Annotated in this window: 5 protein-coding genes; all 5 read right to left on the reverse strand. The window is 45.0% G+C overall.

The window, feature by feature from the left end; genetic code table 11:
- Positions 1 to 112: 112 nt before the first annotated feature.
- The 5 genes from P9L93_08000 to P9L93_08020 all read right to left on the reverse strand — a co-directional run bounded on the left by P9L93_08000 (position 113) and on the right by P9L93_08020 (position 17,974).
- Positions 113 to 9,874 carry a LamG-like jellyroll fold domain-containing protein gene (locus tag P9L93_08000; protein MDP8231020.1) on the reverse strand — a complete coding sequence of 3,254 codons (9,762 nt, stop codon included), beginning with the start codon at positions 9,872 to 9,874 and terminating at the stop codon, positions 113 to 115.
- A gap of 47 nt (positions 9,875 to 9,921) precedes the next feature.
- Entirely contained in the window at positions 9,922 to 10,677 is a 756-nt protein-coding gene (locus tag P9L93_08005) for a tail fiber domain-containing protein (protein ID MDP8231021.1), read from the reverse strand.
- 74 nt (positions 10,678 to 10,751) lie between these two features.
- On the reverse strand, positions 10,752 to 13,163 hold the full coding sequence (locus tag P9L93_08010; protein ID MDP8231022.1) for a hypothetical protein: 2,412 nt from the start codon (positions 13,161 to 13,163) through the stop codon (positions 10,752 to 10,754).
- 75 nt (positions 13,164 to 13,238) lie between these two features.
- The gene (locus P9L93_08015) at positions 13,239 to 13,991 is read right to left on the reverse strand and encodes a DUF1573 domain-containing protein (protein MDP8231023.1); all 753 of its coding nucleotides are present in this window, start codon (positions 13,989 to 13,991) and stop codon (positions 13,239 to 13,241) included.
- Positions 13,992 to 14,008: 17 nt separating this feature from the next.
- A complete protein-coding gene (locus P9L93_08020; protein ID MDP8231024.1) occupies positions 14,009 to 17,974 on the reverse strand; it encodes a LamG domain-containing protein in 3,966 nt (1,321 codons plus the stop codon).
- Positions 17,975 to 18,019: the final 45 nt, after the last annotated feature.

Consider the following 18,019-nt stretch of genomic DNA (forward strand, 5'->3'; position numbering starts at 1 on the left):
CGGGAAATGTCAATGATTTTTGTTAAGATTGCTTCGCTTCGCTCGCAATGACATCTAGTTAAGTAGGCCAGGTTTAAACCTGGCCTACTTAGATGAAGTGTTAATGATTTTGTTAGGGGGTTTTGGGGCCGTGTTCGATTAGGGTGCCGGCGTCGTCGAAGAACTTGCCGCCGCGCAGGAGACGTTCGGTCTGGACATGCCAATACTGGCCATAGTGTTGTGTGCCTTCATCTGCAGCTTCATCATTATCATTATAAGAAATGACATGCAGGTACAAGGTTTTACTGTTGGCAGATGTATATGTGCCATCAGGCATATTGATGTCGCCTGATGACCATGTAGCGCCTCCAGAAGCTGAAGTACTGGCGCTCGTATCCCAGACATATTTAAAATATCCTATATAATCACTGTCCAGATTGCTAGATGAAAATTGGAATGTGTCACTATCACCCTGGTACCATGTACTTGTAGAACGGCTGTTGGCCTCTGTTGCGTCTGCATCAGATGGTTTGGTCCAGATGGTGATGTCACTCGTAGCTGTATTGCCTACATAATCCCGTATCCAGCACCTGAAGCTATACTGTTTATTAGGAGTCAGGCTCGTCGCGCTATAATTGCCTGTAGCAGCATATTCATCACCGCCAGTATCTGTTATAAGCGTTGCGCCTGTATCAGTATAACTTGCAGCCTGGACATGCTTGATCCTATAACAATCAGACGGCAAGCTGCTCTGGCCATCACTGCCGCCTGAGGCATTTACAGTAATTTGCGTAGAAGTTTTACTAGATAAGCTTATAGTAGGCACTGCAGGCACAGTAGGATCGTCTTCGATTGTAAAGGTTGCAGTATTGCTATTGCCATTGGTGCCGGTATTTATGGCTCCGTCGTATATTGTAACAGTTTTCTGGCCTGGCGCAGCAGCACTTGCAGCCCAACTATATGTCTCGTATTCATTAGTCGCAGAATAATCCCCTCCCATAGAAATATCATCCCCGCCCCCTGTCCAGCCAGTGCCAAGTGAAGGATGAACCATTTTCCTTAATGCCGCGCCGCTGGCATTATCACTAGCATCGCAATGCACAGTAAGGCTGCCAGAATAGTTGGAATTGTACCATGCGTGCGTAGCTGTGTTATCATATTGATACTCAGGATTTGTGCCTTCGCTTATATCAGTAACAGTAACTGTAGGATTAGTAGTGTCATATTTAAATGTAAATCTCGTATAAGGACCATATGAATTACCGACATTGTCATAGGTGGTAATCCTCAAATAATTTGTGCTGGGATTTCCAACAGCGGACATCGGGCCAACAGAAGTCGATACATTAAAATTATCCGGACTTTCACTCGAACTTGTCCCAAAATACCAGTCATAGTCACTCGTATTGACGCCTGAGAGCGAATCGCTTCCAGTGGAACTACCGTCTGTCCCGTCCCATTTAAAGCTCGGTGTAGAAATGGTATTCTGCCACTGGTTAGTATTCAATGAAAGATAATTAGTGCATTTCACTGTCGGGCCTGCTGACGGCGCCGCAGTATCTGTCTGGACATTATATGCGGAAGACTCGCCAGTATTCTCTTCCATATCCTTCATCTGGAATTTAATCTTATTTTGGGTGCCTGAGTTTTGATTAAAAGATACGGAAGAAGCAGTAATGGTCTGAAAGGCTGTAGTTGCATCCGAACCTCCGCAAGACGCAGAAAGCCATGTTTCATTCCATGAACTGCCACCATTTGTAGAATATTGATATTTTGCTTCAGATACATCTAAACCGCTACTAGTATCCCTTGCCTGTACTGTGCAATTAGGGGTCTGATCTGCAACCCAACCTGCTGGACTGAAATTTTGCCAATCACCATCAAAAGTAGTATCTGTGAGCCACGCCACAGTCCAGTCACTCATTATCGGAGTAGCTGTAGCGCCATATAAAAACGTGGCCTTGATCCGGATTCGGTTATATGTCGTGGTGTTCAGGCCAGAAATAGCTATAGGAGAAGTGCCAAAACCAGTGGAGTTGCTAGCTAAAGCGCCGTCAGGTATCAATGCCCAGGTAGTACCAGCGCCATCTCCGTCAGTATCATATTCCACCTGATATGTAACGCTGCCATTTGTCTCTGTGTCATTCCATAAAACCTGACCCCAATTAATAACGCTCGCATCCGCAGCTACGCCATCGTCATAGTCGATAGTCTGCGATGTCAATGTGCAATCGCCCACATACACTGTGATCTCTGTGGCAGAGGCACTCTCGCGGCCAGCCAGATCATACGCCCATATATTAAAGGTATAGTACTGATTTGTGGTAAGACTGGATATTGTGGCTGTAGTAGCACTATTATAATCGATCTCGTCTAAATTAGTAGCGTCAGGCTCAGCTGTGTGTAAAGTATCGCCTGTTGTAACCCCACTCGCTGCCTGCTTATAATAAATCTTATATTGATCGAAATTCGTCTCAGTGCTCTGCGCGCCAAAATTCAATGTTACAGAAGTCGATGTCTTTGCATTAAACGTCAAATTCCCAGGCGCAGTCGGATTGGTCAAATCAATCGTAATCGTATCGTTCCCCAGGCTGCTTGTTAGGCCTGCATTATCTGTAACCTGCACATAATACGTATTCGCGCCCTCACTGCCAGTATCAGTATCCTGCTCCGCAGCCACGGTCACGATCTCATCAGGCGTTGCATCCCCGATCTCTGCATTGACTGACGCGATGCCGCTCCCGCTTCCATCTGACTCTGTCCACTGCAATCCCACAGTAGTATCGTCGTCATACGCCGCGCCATCGCCGGGCGTATCAGCATAGCATGCCACGCCTGTCACAGTCGGATCTACAGTATCTACAATAAACGCAACTGACCCGCTATTTGCCTTAGTCCAATCACCTGTTGCACTTTCGTCATCAATAGCCCTGACCTGCCAGTAATAACTGGTCTGGCTCAATGCCGTTGGCGTGTATGTAACATTGGCTCTGGGTGACGCGCTTCCTGTCCCTTCTGTTACATCAACCAATGGGCTGCCTGACTGCGAATCAAAGGTCGCGGCAGTATCAATCTGTATCTGATACTTTATAATATCGCCTGCATCAGGATCACTTATATCAAACTGCAATGTCGGCGTAGTATCACTCGTGCCTGCGCCAGTATTATAATTATCAATAGTCGGCGCAGAAGGCGTAGAATTAGTAACTGCTGTAAACTGCTGCGCAGAACACCATACACCTTCTGCATTATAATTATCCCAGAACTTTATGCGCCAATAATAGATGATACTATCCATGCTAAGCGCAGATCCAGCATACGTAATATCAGGGCATCTTGCATTCTCGTTCGTCGAGGTCATGGCAGTCTTACCAGAATCCCACATCATTGTGCCGTCACCACCTCTTTCTGTCTCACTGCCAGACGAGATGCTGGGGTCAGTGGAGAGATACTTGCGGACCTTTAGATACTCCCAACGCTGGTCATAAGTTTGGCCTGTAGTAGATTCATCATATCTCCTGCCCAATGTTACTGACTCATTTGAGATTGTGTTTGTGGCATTCTTGGTATCATCGCTAGAATCTGAGAGGTCCTTGATATATAATGTGACATTATTTGAACTATCCGCTGAAATCTTTACATAGTGGTTATTGGCAAGGGTGTCAAAACTGTAGTTACCAGCCCAACTGCTATCATTTCTATAATAGTACTCTGTAACTGAGGCATGTTCTAATAAACCAAAGCTATTTGATGATGAAATCCAGAATCCTGCTGTCTGCTGGCCATTGGTTGCCACAGTGTTACAGATCGTCTCTGTCTCCAATATTAAAGGTGCTGAAAAACTAAGCTGTGATTGGAGCCTGCCTGTTGTATTAGTGCCTTTTAACTGGCCTCCTGTAATGCTCCATCCAGTAGAGTCAACTATGTTCCATTTATTTGTGTCAATGCCTCCGGCTTCAAAATCATCGCTAAATATATAGACATTTTCCAAATCGCCATCCGGGCTGTCACCTACGTCGCTGTCGTCATAGTAGGCGTAGTATTTAGTGCTCGACCCGCTCGCTGCGATCGGCTCCTGCAGCTTAAACCATGTCTCAGCTGTGCCCACATAGTCACGTGCGATCTCACCTGCGCAAGGCACCTGGCCAGTTGTAGACCAAGTCGGACCATTCGTAAGTGTACCATGATTACCATTACCGCTTGAATCAAGCGCCACAGTGCCACTTCCTTCGTCAAGTCGCCAGTAGCCCTTAAGTCCTGGCTCATCCCCGCGCAGTCTCGTATACATGTGCGCATTGATCTGTTCTGAAGTAAGCGCAACATTCCAGACGCGGACCTCGTCAATATAACCTGGAAATTCATAGCTACTAGATGGCAGCCGGCCAATCGTCATTTCATTACTGTTTGTTGGTGCTGATTGACTAGATGCCGAAGTATATACATTGACCCCATTGCGGTATAACTTATACACTGATCCATCATAGGTAACAGCTACATGCTGCCACTCTTCGGTTGTAAGAATAGTTGAAGCTGAAGTATATGAAGTAGAACCACTATAAAAATTCAGCTTGCCGGTTGTACTAGCGTCGTTCCTAAAAAGCCAGCCCGACTCATTATAAACGCCTATAAAATTATCGTTCGCACCCATAGTTGCGTCTGGTTTTATCCAAAGGGATAATGTAAAAGCAGATCCCAGCGAAGGCGGATTATCAATTTGTACACTATCATTGCTCCCATCAAAACTCACACTCCTATTCGTATCAGCTGGCTCCCACAGGATGCGCCAGTCGCGGCGGTCGCTCCGCACCTTGCCTGCAGTCTGGATCGCTGCAGTATCCTCTGTGGTCTTCACAGAATAACCTGCCTCTGCAATGGATGCCACATTGTTCGTAACAGTGAGCTGTTTTTTATATATATAATTTGCATCCAGCCAGCTCGAAGGATTAATGCCTTCTTCTTCAGCTGATGAAGAAACACTGGGTTCAGTGGCAAGATAATTTCTAACCAATGCGAATGTCACCTTTGTCTGAGCTGCACTACTATAAGTATTAAAACATATATAATGAGGATTAATTATTGTATTAGTAACAGTCACGCTTGAATCTAATCCATTAGTGAATGTTACATGGGTTGCATCTGTCCAAGTTACCTTAAATCTAGCATAAGATCCCGTCTGTAAATTTAAAACAGCTGTATTATCTGACGTAGAAGGGTATCTTGCTAAAACATCGCCAGTCGACCAACCAGTAATTGTACTTACTCCCGCTAAAGTTGGTGTAGATCCAGGATCGTGCCAAAAACCAATACCGAGCCCACCGTATGCCGAATCATTTACATGTTTTACATCAGCCTCAAAAACAACTGGCTGTGTTGTTGGATTAAAAGTCATTTTAGAATAAAGCATATTATCTGAACCCGATGCCCCAACTCCGACAGTTGCTTCTCCTGCTGTATATGAAGTTGTTCCCCGAGTGTTCCATTTGGAAGTATCAAGAGCTGCTGAAGAAAAGTCATCGCCGAACACATACACATTGTCTAAATCACTCGACGGGCCATCATCCTCATCACTATTGTCATAGTAGGCATAGTATTTATCACTCGACCCACTCGCTGCTATAGGCGCCTGGAGCTTAAACCATGTCTCGGCTGTACCTACATAGTGCTGGGCTATCTCACCTGCGCAAGGCACCTGGCCGGTCGTGCTCCATGTCGGGCTATTTACAAGCGTGCCGTGATTGCCATTGCCGCTGGAGTCTAAGGCTACAGTGCCGCTTCCCTCGTCTAATCTAAAATAAGCAGCAAGTCCTGGCTCATCTCCGCGCAGCCTCGTATACATCCTTGCCTCTATCTGCTCTTGCGTAAGCGCAACATCCCAGATGCGGACGTCGTCAACGAGACCATTAAAACGTTGGCTACCACCAGTAATTCCTCCAAGCCTCAAAACACCTGTTTGAGTACAACTTCCTGCTGTACCTGTCCAAGACCCCGTAGTAACCAATGAGCCATCGCGATATAATTTTAAACCAGATGTCTCAATAACAGCAACAAGATGAGACCATGAAGTAGTTGCAGCGCCAAATGAATAGCCATAAGTACCCGTGAACAATTTATTGCTTCCATCAACAAAATAATAGAAATAATAGTCACCGCTTGAGGAATCTATATTCCAGCCATTTGATGAAGCAGCTGGATATTTACTAGCTATTGCCTTCCAATCGCCTTGACTTACTGTACTAGACTTTACCCATGCGCTTATTGTTAATGGTAAATTTATTTGATTTGTATTATGCGGAATATCCACATAATTAGTACTCCCATCAAAATCCAAACTCCTATTCGTATCGCTCGGCTGCCACGCTACTCGCCAATCGCGCCTGTCTGAGCGCACCTTACTTGCTGTCTGTAATGCCGCAGTATCAACCGTAGTCTTCACAGAATATCCTGCCTCTGCAATAGATGCTACATTGTTCGTGACAGTGAGCTTCTTCCTGTACCTATAATTAGCATCCCACCATCCTGATAGAGAGGAAAAGGAACTATCGGTATTCACCTGGATCTGATAATCAGCAGATGTATTTAAGGTATTAACATCATCATAGATAGCACTGAACGCAGGCGTTGTATCAGTAATATTCGCAGGATTTGTCGCGCCTGACTGGGCATTGTCATTATTAGAATACGGTGTCTGCGGCGCAGAAGGCACACTATTAGCTACCTCACTCCCCCAGCTTACCAGATTATCATCTTCTGAATAATAAGCAGCCTTTATCCAGGCGGCTGGACGATTAGTGTTTGAGATGCGGACTTCGTCAATAATACCATTAAGATAATCTTTTGGTGTGTTATCACCTTGTCTTCCAATAGAAAATCTATCTACATTAGATGAATAAGTAACACTTGTAGTTAAATCAACCGCAAAACTTCCATTAACATATAATTTTTTATCTGTACTTGAATTATACACAGCAGTCACATAATACCAATCAGTTGTATTAAAAGTTGTTCCAATTATTGTATAATAAGTAGTATTCTGTGCAAAAATTTGAATATCAGTGCCAATAAAACGAACTGCATATGCAATATCAGTAGCTGATGCATCAGTAAGATGAAAAGGAACATGCGGTCCTGTATCATTATTCTTAACCCAACTAGACATAGTAAAAGGATAAGCTGATACAATCTGGCTGTCTATTGTTACATAATCATTATCTCCTGCAAAATCAAAGCCAGTTCCAATCTTTGCTGCAACATCATCATTTCCATCCATACTAGTTGTCGTCATATCATTATCATTTGTGGATGAATCCTTAATATCGCCCGTCCCTCCATCTATATCCGATTCGTTTAAATGTTGAACCAACTTATAATTGCTATTCCACACATTTTCAGAAACTGAATCATTTCCATCCTCAACGTAGGTCGTATTGTCTGCCTGTGATGAATCATAGTAAAGATACAGTGTCGCATCAGAAGCACTATTAAAAATCAAGTCTGATTTGGACACCCAGAGCCACGCATCTTCATTAGCGTCATCCCACTTCTCTATTTCAGCATAGATTTGGGTTGTGCCGTCAGATTTTGTCAGGGCTATCTTTTTGCGGTTTGCATCACTAGTCAATTCATCAAAGATAAAGGAAATATCGTCTGTGCCCGTTCCTACTGCTGTCCCCAAAGTTAACAATAATGGAAAATGAGCCAAACCCTCATCTATATTTGCGTTGGATACTGTAACCTTGGCTCTTTTTGCCCATGTGCCAAGCCAGCCAACAGAGAGATTTTCTTCGCTTCCCCAACTTACTAAATTGTCACTTTCAGAATAATATACAACCTTAACCCAAGCATCTGCACGTCTCATTGTTGAAATTCTCATCTCATCAATTTTACCATCCAAATCAGTTGCCCCAGGAGCAATTGCTCCCATTACCAAAGCATTAGCATTAGACATATCTCCTATACTAGTTACTGCATCCTCTTCATATCCAGCAGGGTCTGCAACCATACTATTTGTATCATAATAAATTTTTGTATTTGATTGGTTGTCATCATCCCAAACAACAGCAACATGATGCCAATTAGAACCCCCAAATGCCCCTGCTGTATTTATTTCAGATTGATTAGTTCCATCTGATGCATAAAATATCATTTTGTCAGTAGAAGTGACTCTTAAAGAATATCCAGGCTGATTATAGTTCGAACCTGCTTTCTTTCCGAACAAGTATGTTTCTACGCCGTCAACATCTCTTGCAAACCAACCACTAATAGTAAAGTCCTGCGATGCAGTCATATCAGCAACATCTCCCATAGTTACATAATCATTGCCTCCATCAAAATCAAACCCAATACCAATTTTTGCTGAAATATCATCATTAGTGTCCATGCCACTTGTGGTGCCATCATTATCATTTGTGGATGAGTCTTTAATATCGTCCGTCCCTCCATCTATGTCAGATTCGTTTAAATGTTGAACCATTGCATAATTACTATCCCACACATTTTCCGAAGTAGCATCATTTCCATCACCAACATAGGTTGTATTATCTGACTGTGATGAGTCATAGTAAAGATAGAGCGTTGTTGTTGACCCTGATGCTAAAGTCAGATCAGATTTTGATACCCAGAGAAAAGCCTCTTCATTTGCATCATCCCATTTTTCTATCTCGCAGTAGATTTGACTGGTGCCGTCATATTTTGTCACAGCTATCTTTTTTCGATTGGCATCTGAAGTCAATTCATCAAAGATAAATGATACATCATCATTGCCAATGCCAACAGATGTCCCAAGTGTCAAGAGCAGCGGAAAGTGAGTCAAATCAGAATCTATGTTGGTGTTAGATATAGTGACTGCCACCCTCTTAGCCCATGTGCCAAGCCAACCAGCGCTAACATACATAGTGAGCTGCTGCGTGGCACTCCACGCGCCTTGTGCGCCAGCATTATCCCAGAATCTTATACGCCAGTAGTAAGTAGTGTTATAGCTCAATGCAGTTCCAGCATAGCTAATATCAGAACATCTTGTATTCTCACTCAAAGACCCGCCTAAAGAAGTCTTTCCCGTATCCCACTTGCGCGTTCCGTTAAAAGTATTCGCTGTGTCGACTTCTATCTCATAATACTCTGTTATGTCTGAGGTATTTATATCATCGTATATGGCTGAGAATTCAGGCGTGATGTCAGTTACATCTGATACAGGCGTTGTCCCGCCTTCGCAATGCGGGGTTTGAGGAGCTGAGGGCGTCGTGGTTGTCCAGGTAATACTGGCACTACTGAGTTCGTTATCATATGATTCGCCTGATTTGGCGCCTATACAATCCTGCATAGTCCAGATTATACCTGCACCTGAGGCATTAATATTGTAAGTGGCCGTAGTATCGGAGTCATTGAAAGTCAAGCCAGAAAATGTGTCAGTCAAAGTAATACTGGTAACAGTAATATAGGAGCCGCCTGAAGCAATATGGTCAAAGGCGCCATAGTTCAGCTCGGTGACTGTAGCAGTTGAGCTAATATTCAAACCTGAGCTATTTGTATAATTAATATTATAATGCTGGGCGTTTATAGTACCTGCCACATTAAAGGTGTAGTACCCTGAAGCGCCGTCTCTAGTTATAGTAGCCTCATTACCGTAAGAACCATTAATGGTCAGCGTCCCTCCCTGACTGATCGTTATTGTGCCACTTAAAGCGATGTTTAAACTGCTGTTTTCTTCTAATACAAGAGTACCTCCACTGGCAACAGTAACCATATTCACAGTCAATTCCGCGCCATCATCAATAGTAACAGTAGCGCCTGAATTTACTACAAGATAAGCCGGGTCCGCATATAGAGGTTTGGATAGACAAAGCGCTGCAACTGTCACTATTGCGAAAAACCAAATTATGCGTACGGCTTTATTGATCATTGTCTACCTGCTTAAACTTGGTCAATTCTCCACTCTTATGCCTACTGCTAAAAATTATCTCCATACATCTGCAGTCTTGCATTGATATTATCGAGTTTTATTCCTTGGTCTTCGATGATTCTTTGCTGCTCTTTGATAGCCTCGATCAGGATGGCTGCTATATTTGAGTATGTCACTCCCTTGTATCCATCACTATTTGTTTTGACTAATTCAGGGACTACCCCTTCGAGTTCCTGGGCGACAATACCGATCTGATGGCCTTCCCTGTCCCGCCAATCAAATTCAACACCGCGCATTAGCATTACCTTATTCAGGGCAGAATCTATTGTACTGATGTTTTTCTTTAGCCTCACATCGCTGGAATGAACTAGGTTGCCGCCTACATAAACGTCACCATTTGTTCTGATCTCCATTATCAGTCCTCCTGTAATTCCACCAGTGTCTGTATGTTTATAAATCCCGAGATGTCCTTGAAATGCACTTTGGGTAAACGCCCATTTCAGATTATCACCAGCAGTATATAGACCGTGATCTATTATTAAGCTATTATCTGAAAAACCTGAAGCTATAGAATGTAATCTAGAAAAAGGGCTGGTCGTGCCGATGCCGACGTTACCGTTAACCGCCATATTTCCGAGTGAATCAACCGAGACTACAGCGGCATCTCCTGAGTCCTGGACTTCAAATGCAGTTGAGCCATTATTGGTGCTAAGCTTGGCCTCGACATCAGCGGCCATTGCTCCTGCTGGCATAAGAAAGACTAGACTTGTGATTACTGCGATTACTGCGATATGCTTTTTCATAGTGTACCTCCGTGTTAGCTTTCAGCCTTCAGCAGCTATCAGCTGAAGGCTGACAGCTGATAGCTGACAGCTCATTAAGGTCCCGTCATCCTCACATCATCTGTTGCCTGTGCGTCAGTGCTGCCTGTCATTGTATCTGTATCAAACTGCTCCTCAGTAGTCTGAAACCATGTCGGCGCTGTAACTGATGTATCTATGGTAAACGATCTCGCGCCAGTCCAGCCTGACCAGGTATTCAGGCCGCCTGGGTCACGCGTGCGCACCTTCCACCAGTATGTACTTGTATTCGTAAATGCATCACCTGCCTGCACAGTATAAGTCACCTGCGTACCGCTCGTAAATGTGGCTGCAGTCCATCCAGCATCAGTCGGGTAATTGCTGGATGACTTAGTCGTGGCAGAGCCAAAATTAAAATCATCATCCCATGTTATCTCATAATCCAGATTATCACTATCTGGGTCAGTACCTGTAAATTTAAATGCAGGAGTGGTTGAGTCTGCTTTTTGATTGTCAAACAAAAGCGCTATTGTCGGCGTGGAAGGCGCTGCATTTGTTATCCAGCTCACAGTCCAGTCATTAAGGCTTGGTGAGCCGCCTGAATAAGTAAGCGTGGCCTTGAGCCGGATCTGATTGTAAGTAGTGGTATTCAATGCTGAGATATCTACAGGGCTTGTGTCAAAGCCGCTTGAATTCCCTGTCAATGCGCCATCTGGTATAAGCTCCCAGCTATCCCCATCCCAGTATGTAACCTGATACTTTATGTCACCATTTGTCTCTGTATCATTCCAGGAAACCTCATCGTAAGTCGCTGCGCCTGAACAATCATCAAAATCTACTGTAGTAGAGGTTATTGTGCCTGTTCCATCATTAATGTCCTGCTGTGTGCCACCGTCAGCCGGACTGGCAGAACCTCCTTTTGAGGTCTCATAAAATACAGCTATTTTGCCAGTAGAGCCTGTAGAGCCGCTTCCGCCAGAGCCGCCGCCTTTGGCATTAGGTCCTAACTGACCAGGTGCCCCTGCCGAACCGCCTGAGCCGCCAGAACCTGCAGTTGCTACTACGAGGCTTGTGCCCAGGGTTACAGCATCACCGTAGATCAAAACACTACCACCAGAGGCGCCGTTAGCGCCGCCGCCGCCACCACCGCCGCCACCATCATAACAATATGTACCACTGCCGCCATTGCCGCCATTGCCGCCGCCGCCGCCATTGCCGCCGCGACTATAAATATTACCAGCTACAGTAACAGTACCTCCACCTTTAATAATCACCATGCCGCCACCAGCGCCGCCAGAGCCGCCGTCGTATTGATTGCCGCCAGCAGTAGTGCCTGAAGTAACCTCGTTACAATCCCAAGTGCCGCCACCGTTACCACCTTTACTACCTTTAGAAGCACCGCCACCCAGCATTATCTTAGAAAGGTCACTCTGAGAATCATTGGTTTCTGAATCATAAGGAGAGCCACCACCACCGCCAGCGCATGGACGATATACGCAACCACCACCACCGCCGCCGGTACCAGGTGAATTAGCAGATCCACTACCACCAGCAGTTGATTCAGTAGCATGTCCAGTATCAGTACCCCTGCCTCCATTGCCGCCATAAGTACTACTGCCTCCATTGGTCGCATCAGCAGAGGAACCACCGCCGCCGCCATAGGTAGAACCTGATCCAACGCCGCCAGAGGTCTCGCCGCCGCAGCCACCAGAGCCTCCAGTGCCACCGCCAGTCGCTGTTCTGCCTATATAACCTTCTGGTCCGCTAGAGTCTCCTGTCCTAAAACCTTTTTGGTCAACATTAATATTTCCGCCGCTCTGTATATCTACTGTACCGCTTGCACTAAATGCCACAACACCGCCTGACGTCCCATTCCATGCTGAACAGATAATTGAGCCGCCACTCTGTATAGTCACAGCGTTATACTGCGGCACGCGCTGTAACATTATCTTCTGGCCAGTCAGATCTGAATTAGAAGCTGAAGCGCCATAGATCTTAGCAATATTAGTACTGAATGTAACTGTGGTGCTGGCAGCTGATGACACATCAAGTATTTCATTTTTACCAACGTTGCCGTTATAAGTAGCGCTGCCCTGCATATTTATTAGGAGTGCCTTGTCGCCTGCAGCAAAGCCATTGATCGACGCGACCGTGACTGAATTTGTGCTAATGGCTGAAACTGCGGTTACAATGCCGTCAGCGTACGAACGGCCAGCTTCGATTATGTCTGTATTAATATTCTTAGACGCACTTATAGTAACATTGCCGTCGTCACCCTCTCCATCCTCTGGCACTTTTACATAAACTGCATTACCTGAGACATACGCGTCTCCTGCAATAGTATCTGTATTAAAGTCAGCAGTCGTAGTCTGTGTCCACGGACACGCTGCATACGCATACCGCGGCTCCGGCACGATCACATAACTTGCGATCATGGCGATCGTGATTAATATCCTTAACCAAATTGTCTTGCGTCCGAGTGTGGTCATGTTAAGCCTCGTTTGTCCCTGGGTAACTTCGTAAGTTGTCCATTTATGGACAACTTACGAAGTTACCCAGGTCATTCATAGACCTTTAATTATCTTTTTCAACTTCCTCTTAATCTCTTTTTTCCCACTCAGGAACTTGCCATCTATGAATACCGTCGGTGGTGTCGGGTTCCAGAGTTCCTCTTTTGCATATTCATCCTGTATCGCTAGAAAATGCGCGAGTCCTTCGCGTGTATCAATATTATATGCCTCCACTGAAATCTTCTTATAATACTTTTTTGCTAAGCTCGGCAAAAACTTATCCATTATATCGCGGCAGTCATTGCAACCGAGCGTGAAAAAAATCTTGAGCGGTGTTTGATCATACTGCTCCTGCTTCGGAAAAACAGGCTCTTTCACTGCGCCATGCTTTTTGGCTTTGCCAGGCGCCTTGCCAGTCACACTCCATATGGCCGGCTCCTTATCAGGATCTTGATAATGCACATACACATGCTTTGAGAATTTGCCATGCACCTTGTTTGTGTCAATCTTTACCTTTATCTGCATGTCTTCACCTGGCTCAAGGCTTTTCTTGCCTTCATCCACTATTGCCATGCATCCGCAGTCAGCAGTAACTGCCTTTATCACAGCTACTTCATCCCCTGTATTCTTCGCTGTAATCGTCTTCTTCATGACCTTAGCCTTCTTTATCCTCCCCAGCTCCAAATCCTCAGTCACGATCTCCACTTTCGGCGCAGCATAGGCCATTGTAGGTAATAGCGCAATAATCACCAGCACCAGTACAACCCTTTGTAACCTTCCATAACCTTCCACAACCTTACGTAACATTACGTAACCTCCACGTATCAGTCCCCCAACTTAGCAGCAAGCCCTTGATTAAAGTCCATCATCATCTGCTCTGCCGTGCGCGCATAGTTATACATCCGCAAATCATCTATAAGTCCGTCAAAGTAATTTGTCAATGTCCCGGTATTTTTCGCCCCTATCTTTACATTATACGAACTATCAATATCAATGCCATTGGAATTGCTTGTCTGCAGCGCGCCGTTTTTATATAGCTTAAGCGCTGTGCCATCCTGCGTAATCTCGAAATGCACCCAGGATGTATCTGAAAAAAAGTCAGCATCAGCTATCTTCGAAGTAGTGCCATTAATATACCAATAAAGGCCAGCATTGTACTGCTGAAGCGCGAATCCGTCAGTCCAATCATCTGATACCTTATTTATAGGAAATCCAATATTCGATGTATTGGTCGGCTTGACCCAGCCTGCCACTGTATACGCTGTCGTAACATTCATTGATGCATCATGAGTCACTGTCACTAAATCATCTGTGCCGTCAAAATCTATTGCCCCGCCGAATTTGCCTGTCTCCCATGTGAGCCCAGCGTCGTTCGCGCCATTATCGCCTGTGCCGTCGCTATTGTTGTCAGAGTCGTCATACGCAGTATCGCCATCTGCAGACGAACTATCAGCAGCGCTATCCATGCGCCAATGCGCCACAGGCTTACCTTTATTATACAGCCAGCTCGCCTGGGCTTGGGTGAGGGCGTAGTCGTAGATGCGGACATCGTCGATAAGGCCGTTTCCCCACCTGTCGCTACCATAATTATAGTCTCTACCTATATCTATAGGTATAGTATCAGCAACTCTCGTTATATCCATGCTTGTCGTCACCACAAACCGACCATCTACGATCATGTAAGCCTTGTTTGCACTATCATCATAGATGATTCCATATTGATGCCAGGTGGTAATATCACTAAAAGTATATGTACCAATATTATTAAATGTCCCCGAGCTATTATGGAAATACCCGCCCCAGCCCTTTGTATCTACGTTGGGGTGTATTATAAAACCATTCGCTCCTCGAAAACCTGCCAACCAGCCGTACGCATTATATGTCGCAGTGTTTGACTTTGCCCAAAGTATAACACTCATACTCGGTTGAATTGAAACTGAGTCAGGTACATCTACATAATCGCCACTTCCGTCAAAGTTCAAACACGGGCCGTGTTTACCCTGAGTCCAAGTTGGATTTCCATTAATCGTCCCATCATAATTATTCTCGCTCGCGTCTCTGCTAAGTATACCTGTATTCTCATCAAATTTCCAGTGCGCAACAGGTAAATCCCCGCTCCACGGATCCTTTTCACCTGTTCCACCTCCGGGGTGGAACGCGGTTCCAGCATTGTAGTCGGTCATGACCTGCGCTGCGGTGCGGGCGTAGTTATAGATGCGGACGTCGTCGATTTGACCTGTGAAATATGCACTGCTCTGATCAGCACCATACCTCCCAATATAAGCGTCATCACTTGATGTAGCAACCTGTTCTATTGTAGATGCTACCATAGGTACAGCACTTCCATCTTTGTAGATTGTAACTGTAGTTCCATTAAACACGATAACGGCGTGAACCCATGAACCAGTATCAAATCTAGTATTGGTGTGTGCTATTGTACCTCCGCTTCCCCGCACCCCCATTTCATAATCATCTGAATCAATCCAAATCTCTATGCCATGAGTATCACTCCATCCGTCCTTAGTCATTAACAAAACTTCATCATTACTGCCCACTTCTCGTTTTATCCATAATGCTACTGTCATAGGATTACTTGAAAGACCCCCGCCAGGAACTAAGACATAATCCCCAGTCCCATCGAAGCTCAACGCCTTGCCGAGTTTGCCGTCAACGAATTTTGTGTCAGCTACCATGGTGCCGTGGGTGGATTTGTAGTCATTATAGATCTGCTCTGCTGTGCGAGCGTAGTCGTAGATGCGGGCGTCGTCGATAAGGCCGTTCCAGTATTGACCAGGATTGCTCAGATATAAAATTGATGAATTAGTTATGCTAACATCTGCGTCCGCTGAAATATCAGCCTGACCTGTTAATACACCGTTAATATATTTTTTGACATAACCATCTCTGTCAACTGAATAAGCCAGATGATTCCATGCTCCAGTAGCTAAGGTACCGCCTGGATTGGAATTATAAATGACCTTACTAGTGCCACTAATCTGCAAAGAAGATCCACCAGCTATGCTATACCCTGGAGCAGAAGTACTATAGCCTCCACCTTTCCTTAATAATATATTTGCGCCTGTTTCCTTCTTCACCCAGGTCTCCAATGTAAAATCATTTGTTGTAAAATTTAAACTATCGTCATTCCCGCAATTCACATAATCACTCGTCGCGCTAGCAAAGCTGCCGCAGTATGGGCCGATCTTTGAAGAAGATGAAAATGCAACACTACCTCCTGCTGTGCCGTTATTCCCGTTGCCGCTCGCATCAGTCCAGTCATTGTCCATCCTCCACCACCCCACAGGTGCAGCTCCTGAATTTGCGCTGGATTCGGCATTGTGCGCGATCGAGCCAGTGCCCTCGTCGAATTTGTAATGCGCAACTGGCGCGCCTTTATTATAGTCGTAGGCGACTTGCGCCTGCGTACGGGCGTAGTTGTAAATCTTGACTTCGTCGATTAGGCCTTCGAATCTATAGTCTCTATTATTACTGTCTCCTATCATTACAGGACCATCGTTTGCAGTAATTGCACTTGAATCAGACTCAGTAAAAACAGAAGAACCATCGTAATATACCTCTTTCCCTGAACTGCCCCATTTAAATACCACATGATGCCAAGCACCGTCAGTGGCCCGAGTATCATTGCTATTCCAATTTGTCGCGCCGCTTCCATCGTAAAATCTTACATATAAACTACCGTTAGGCTGAAGCCAAAGTGCCCATGCAGAGCCAGCACTATGAACTGCCTTATCAATAATAGTATCAAGGGCATCTCCGCTTGAGGCTGTTCTCTTGAACCAGACAGAGACAGTGCCGGCTGTTGTTAAATCAATATCCCCGCAACTTACATTATCGTCGCTTCCGTCAAAACTCAATGCTGAGCCGTATTTTCCTGCTACTTGTATGGCTCCGGTTATAGTACCGTTGTATCCATTGCCAGATTTATCGTAGCCGATCGAAGCTGCAACATCACCCAATTTCTCGAAGTCGTAGTATGCAAATGGCGCATTGCCCTCGTTCGGATCTATGCCTGTGCCAATGTGCGAAGCCATGCCAGCATTGTAGTCGACCATGAGCTGGGCTGCAGTGCGAATGTAATTATAAATCTTTGCATCATCAATTAATCCATCAAAGTAATACGCCTGATCAGTCGACCTCACTGCTGCGCCTACAGTAAAATAATAGGAACCTCCGGTCAGGCTCATCTCTGTACTTGTATAGCTATCTTTAAGGTCTCCATTTACATATAGCTTGCCCTCATCTGTATCATTATCAAAGCTAACTGCCACATGCGTCCATTGCCCATCTGTGCCTGATATGTCGTATGTGAGATTATTATAAAAATCTGTTGCAGGACTTCCGTAAGCGCTCACGCCCCTAAGCACCGCACCATCTAACACTATTCCATAACCATATGTGTGTTCAGGGTATCTTGATTTACCTATTATAAATCTTACGCCGCTCAGCGCATCAGGCTTAATCCATGCACATAAGGTTAATTTTGTATAACCTCCAAACACATTTCCCATAGTAACATAATCTCCTGTTCCGTCAAACTCCATAGCCTTACCAATCTTACCATTCACAAAGTTTGCATCTCCTGTAAGCGTCCCATCGTTGGTCCCGATATCATCGTAAGCAGTAGGACCTCCGCCCTCGTCAAATCTCCAGTAGGCGACAGGATCGTTGCCCTTGCTGGTTGCGTATGCTTCGATTGTGTAATGTGTAAGGTGTAATGTAGAATGTAAAAGTATAATTGCCAGGATTAAAATAACTTTTTTAGTTTTCATATTTATTCTCCTAACCATTACATTACACCTTACACATTACACAAA

It is taken from the genome of Candidatus Gorgyraea atricola (assembly GCA_030765235.1).
Lineage (GTDB): Bacteria > Omnitrophota > Gorgyraeia > Gorgyraeales > Gorgyraeaceae > Gorgyraea > Gorgyraea atricola.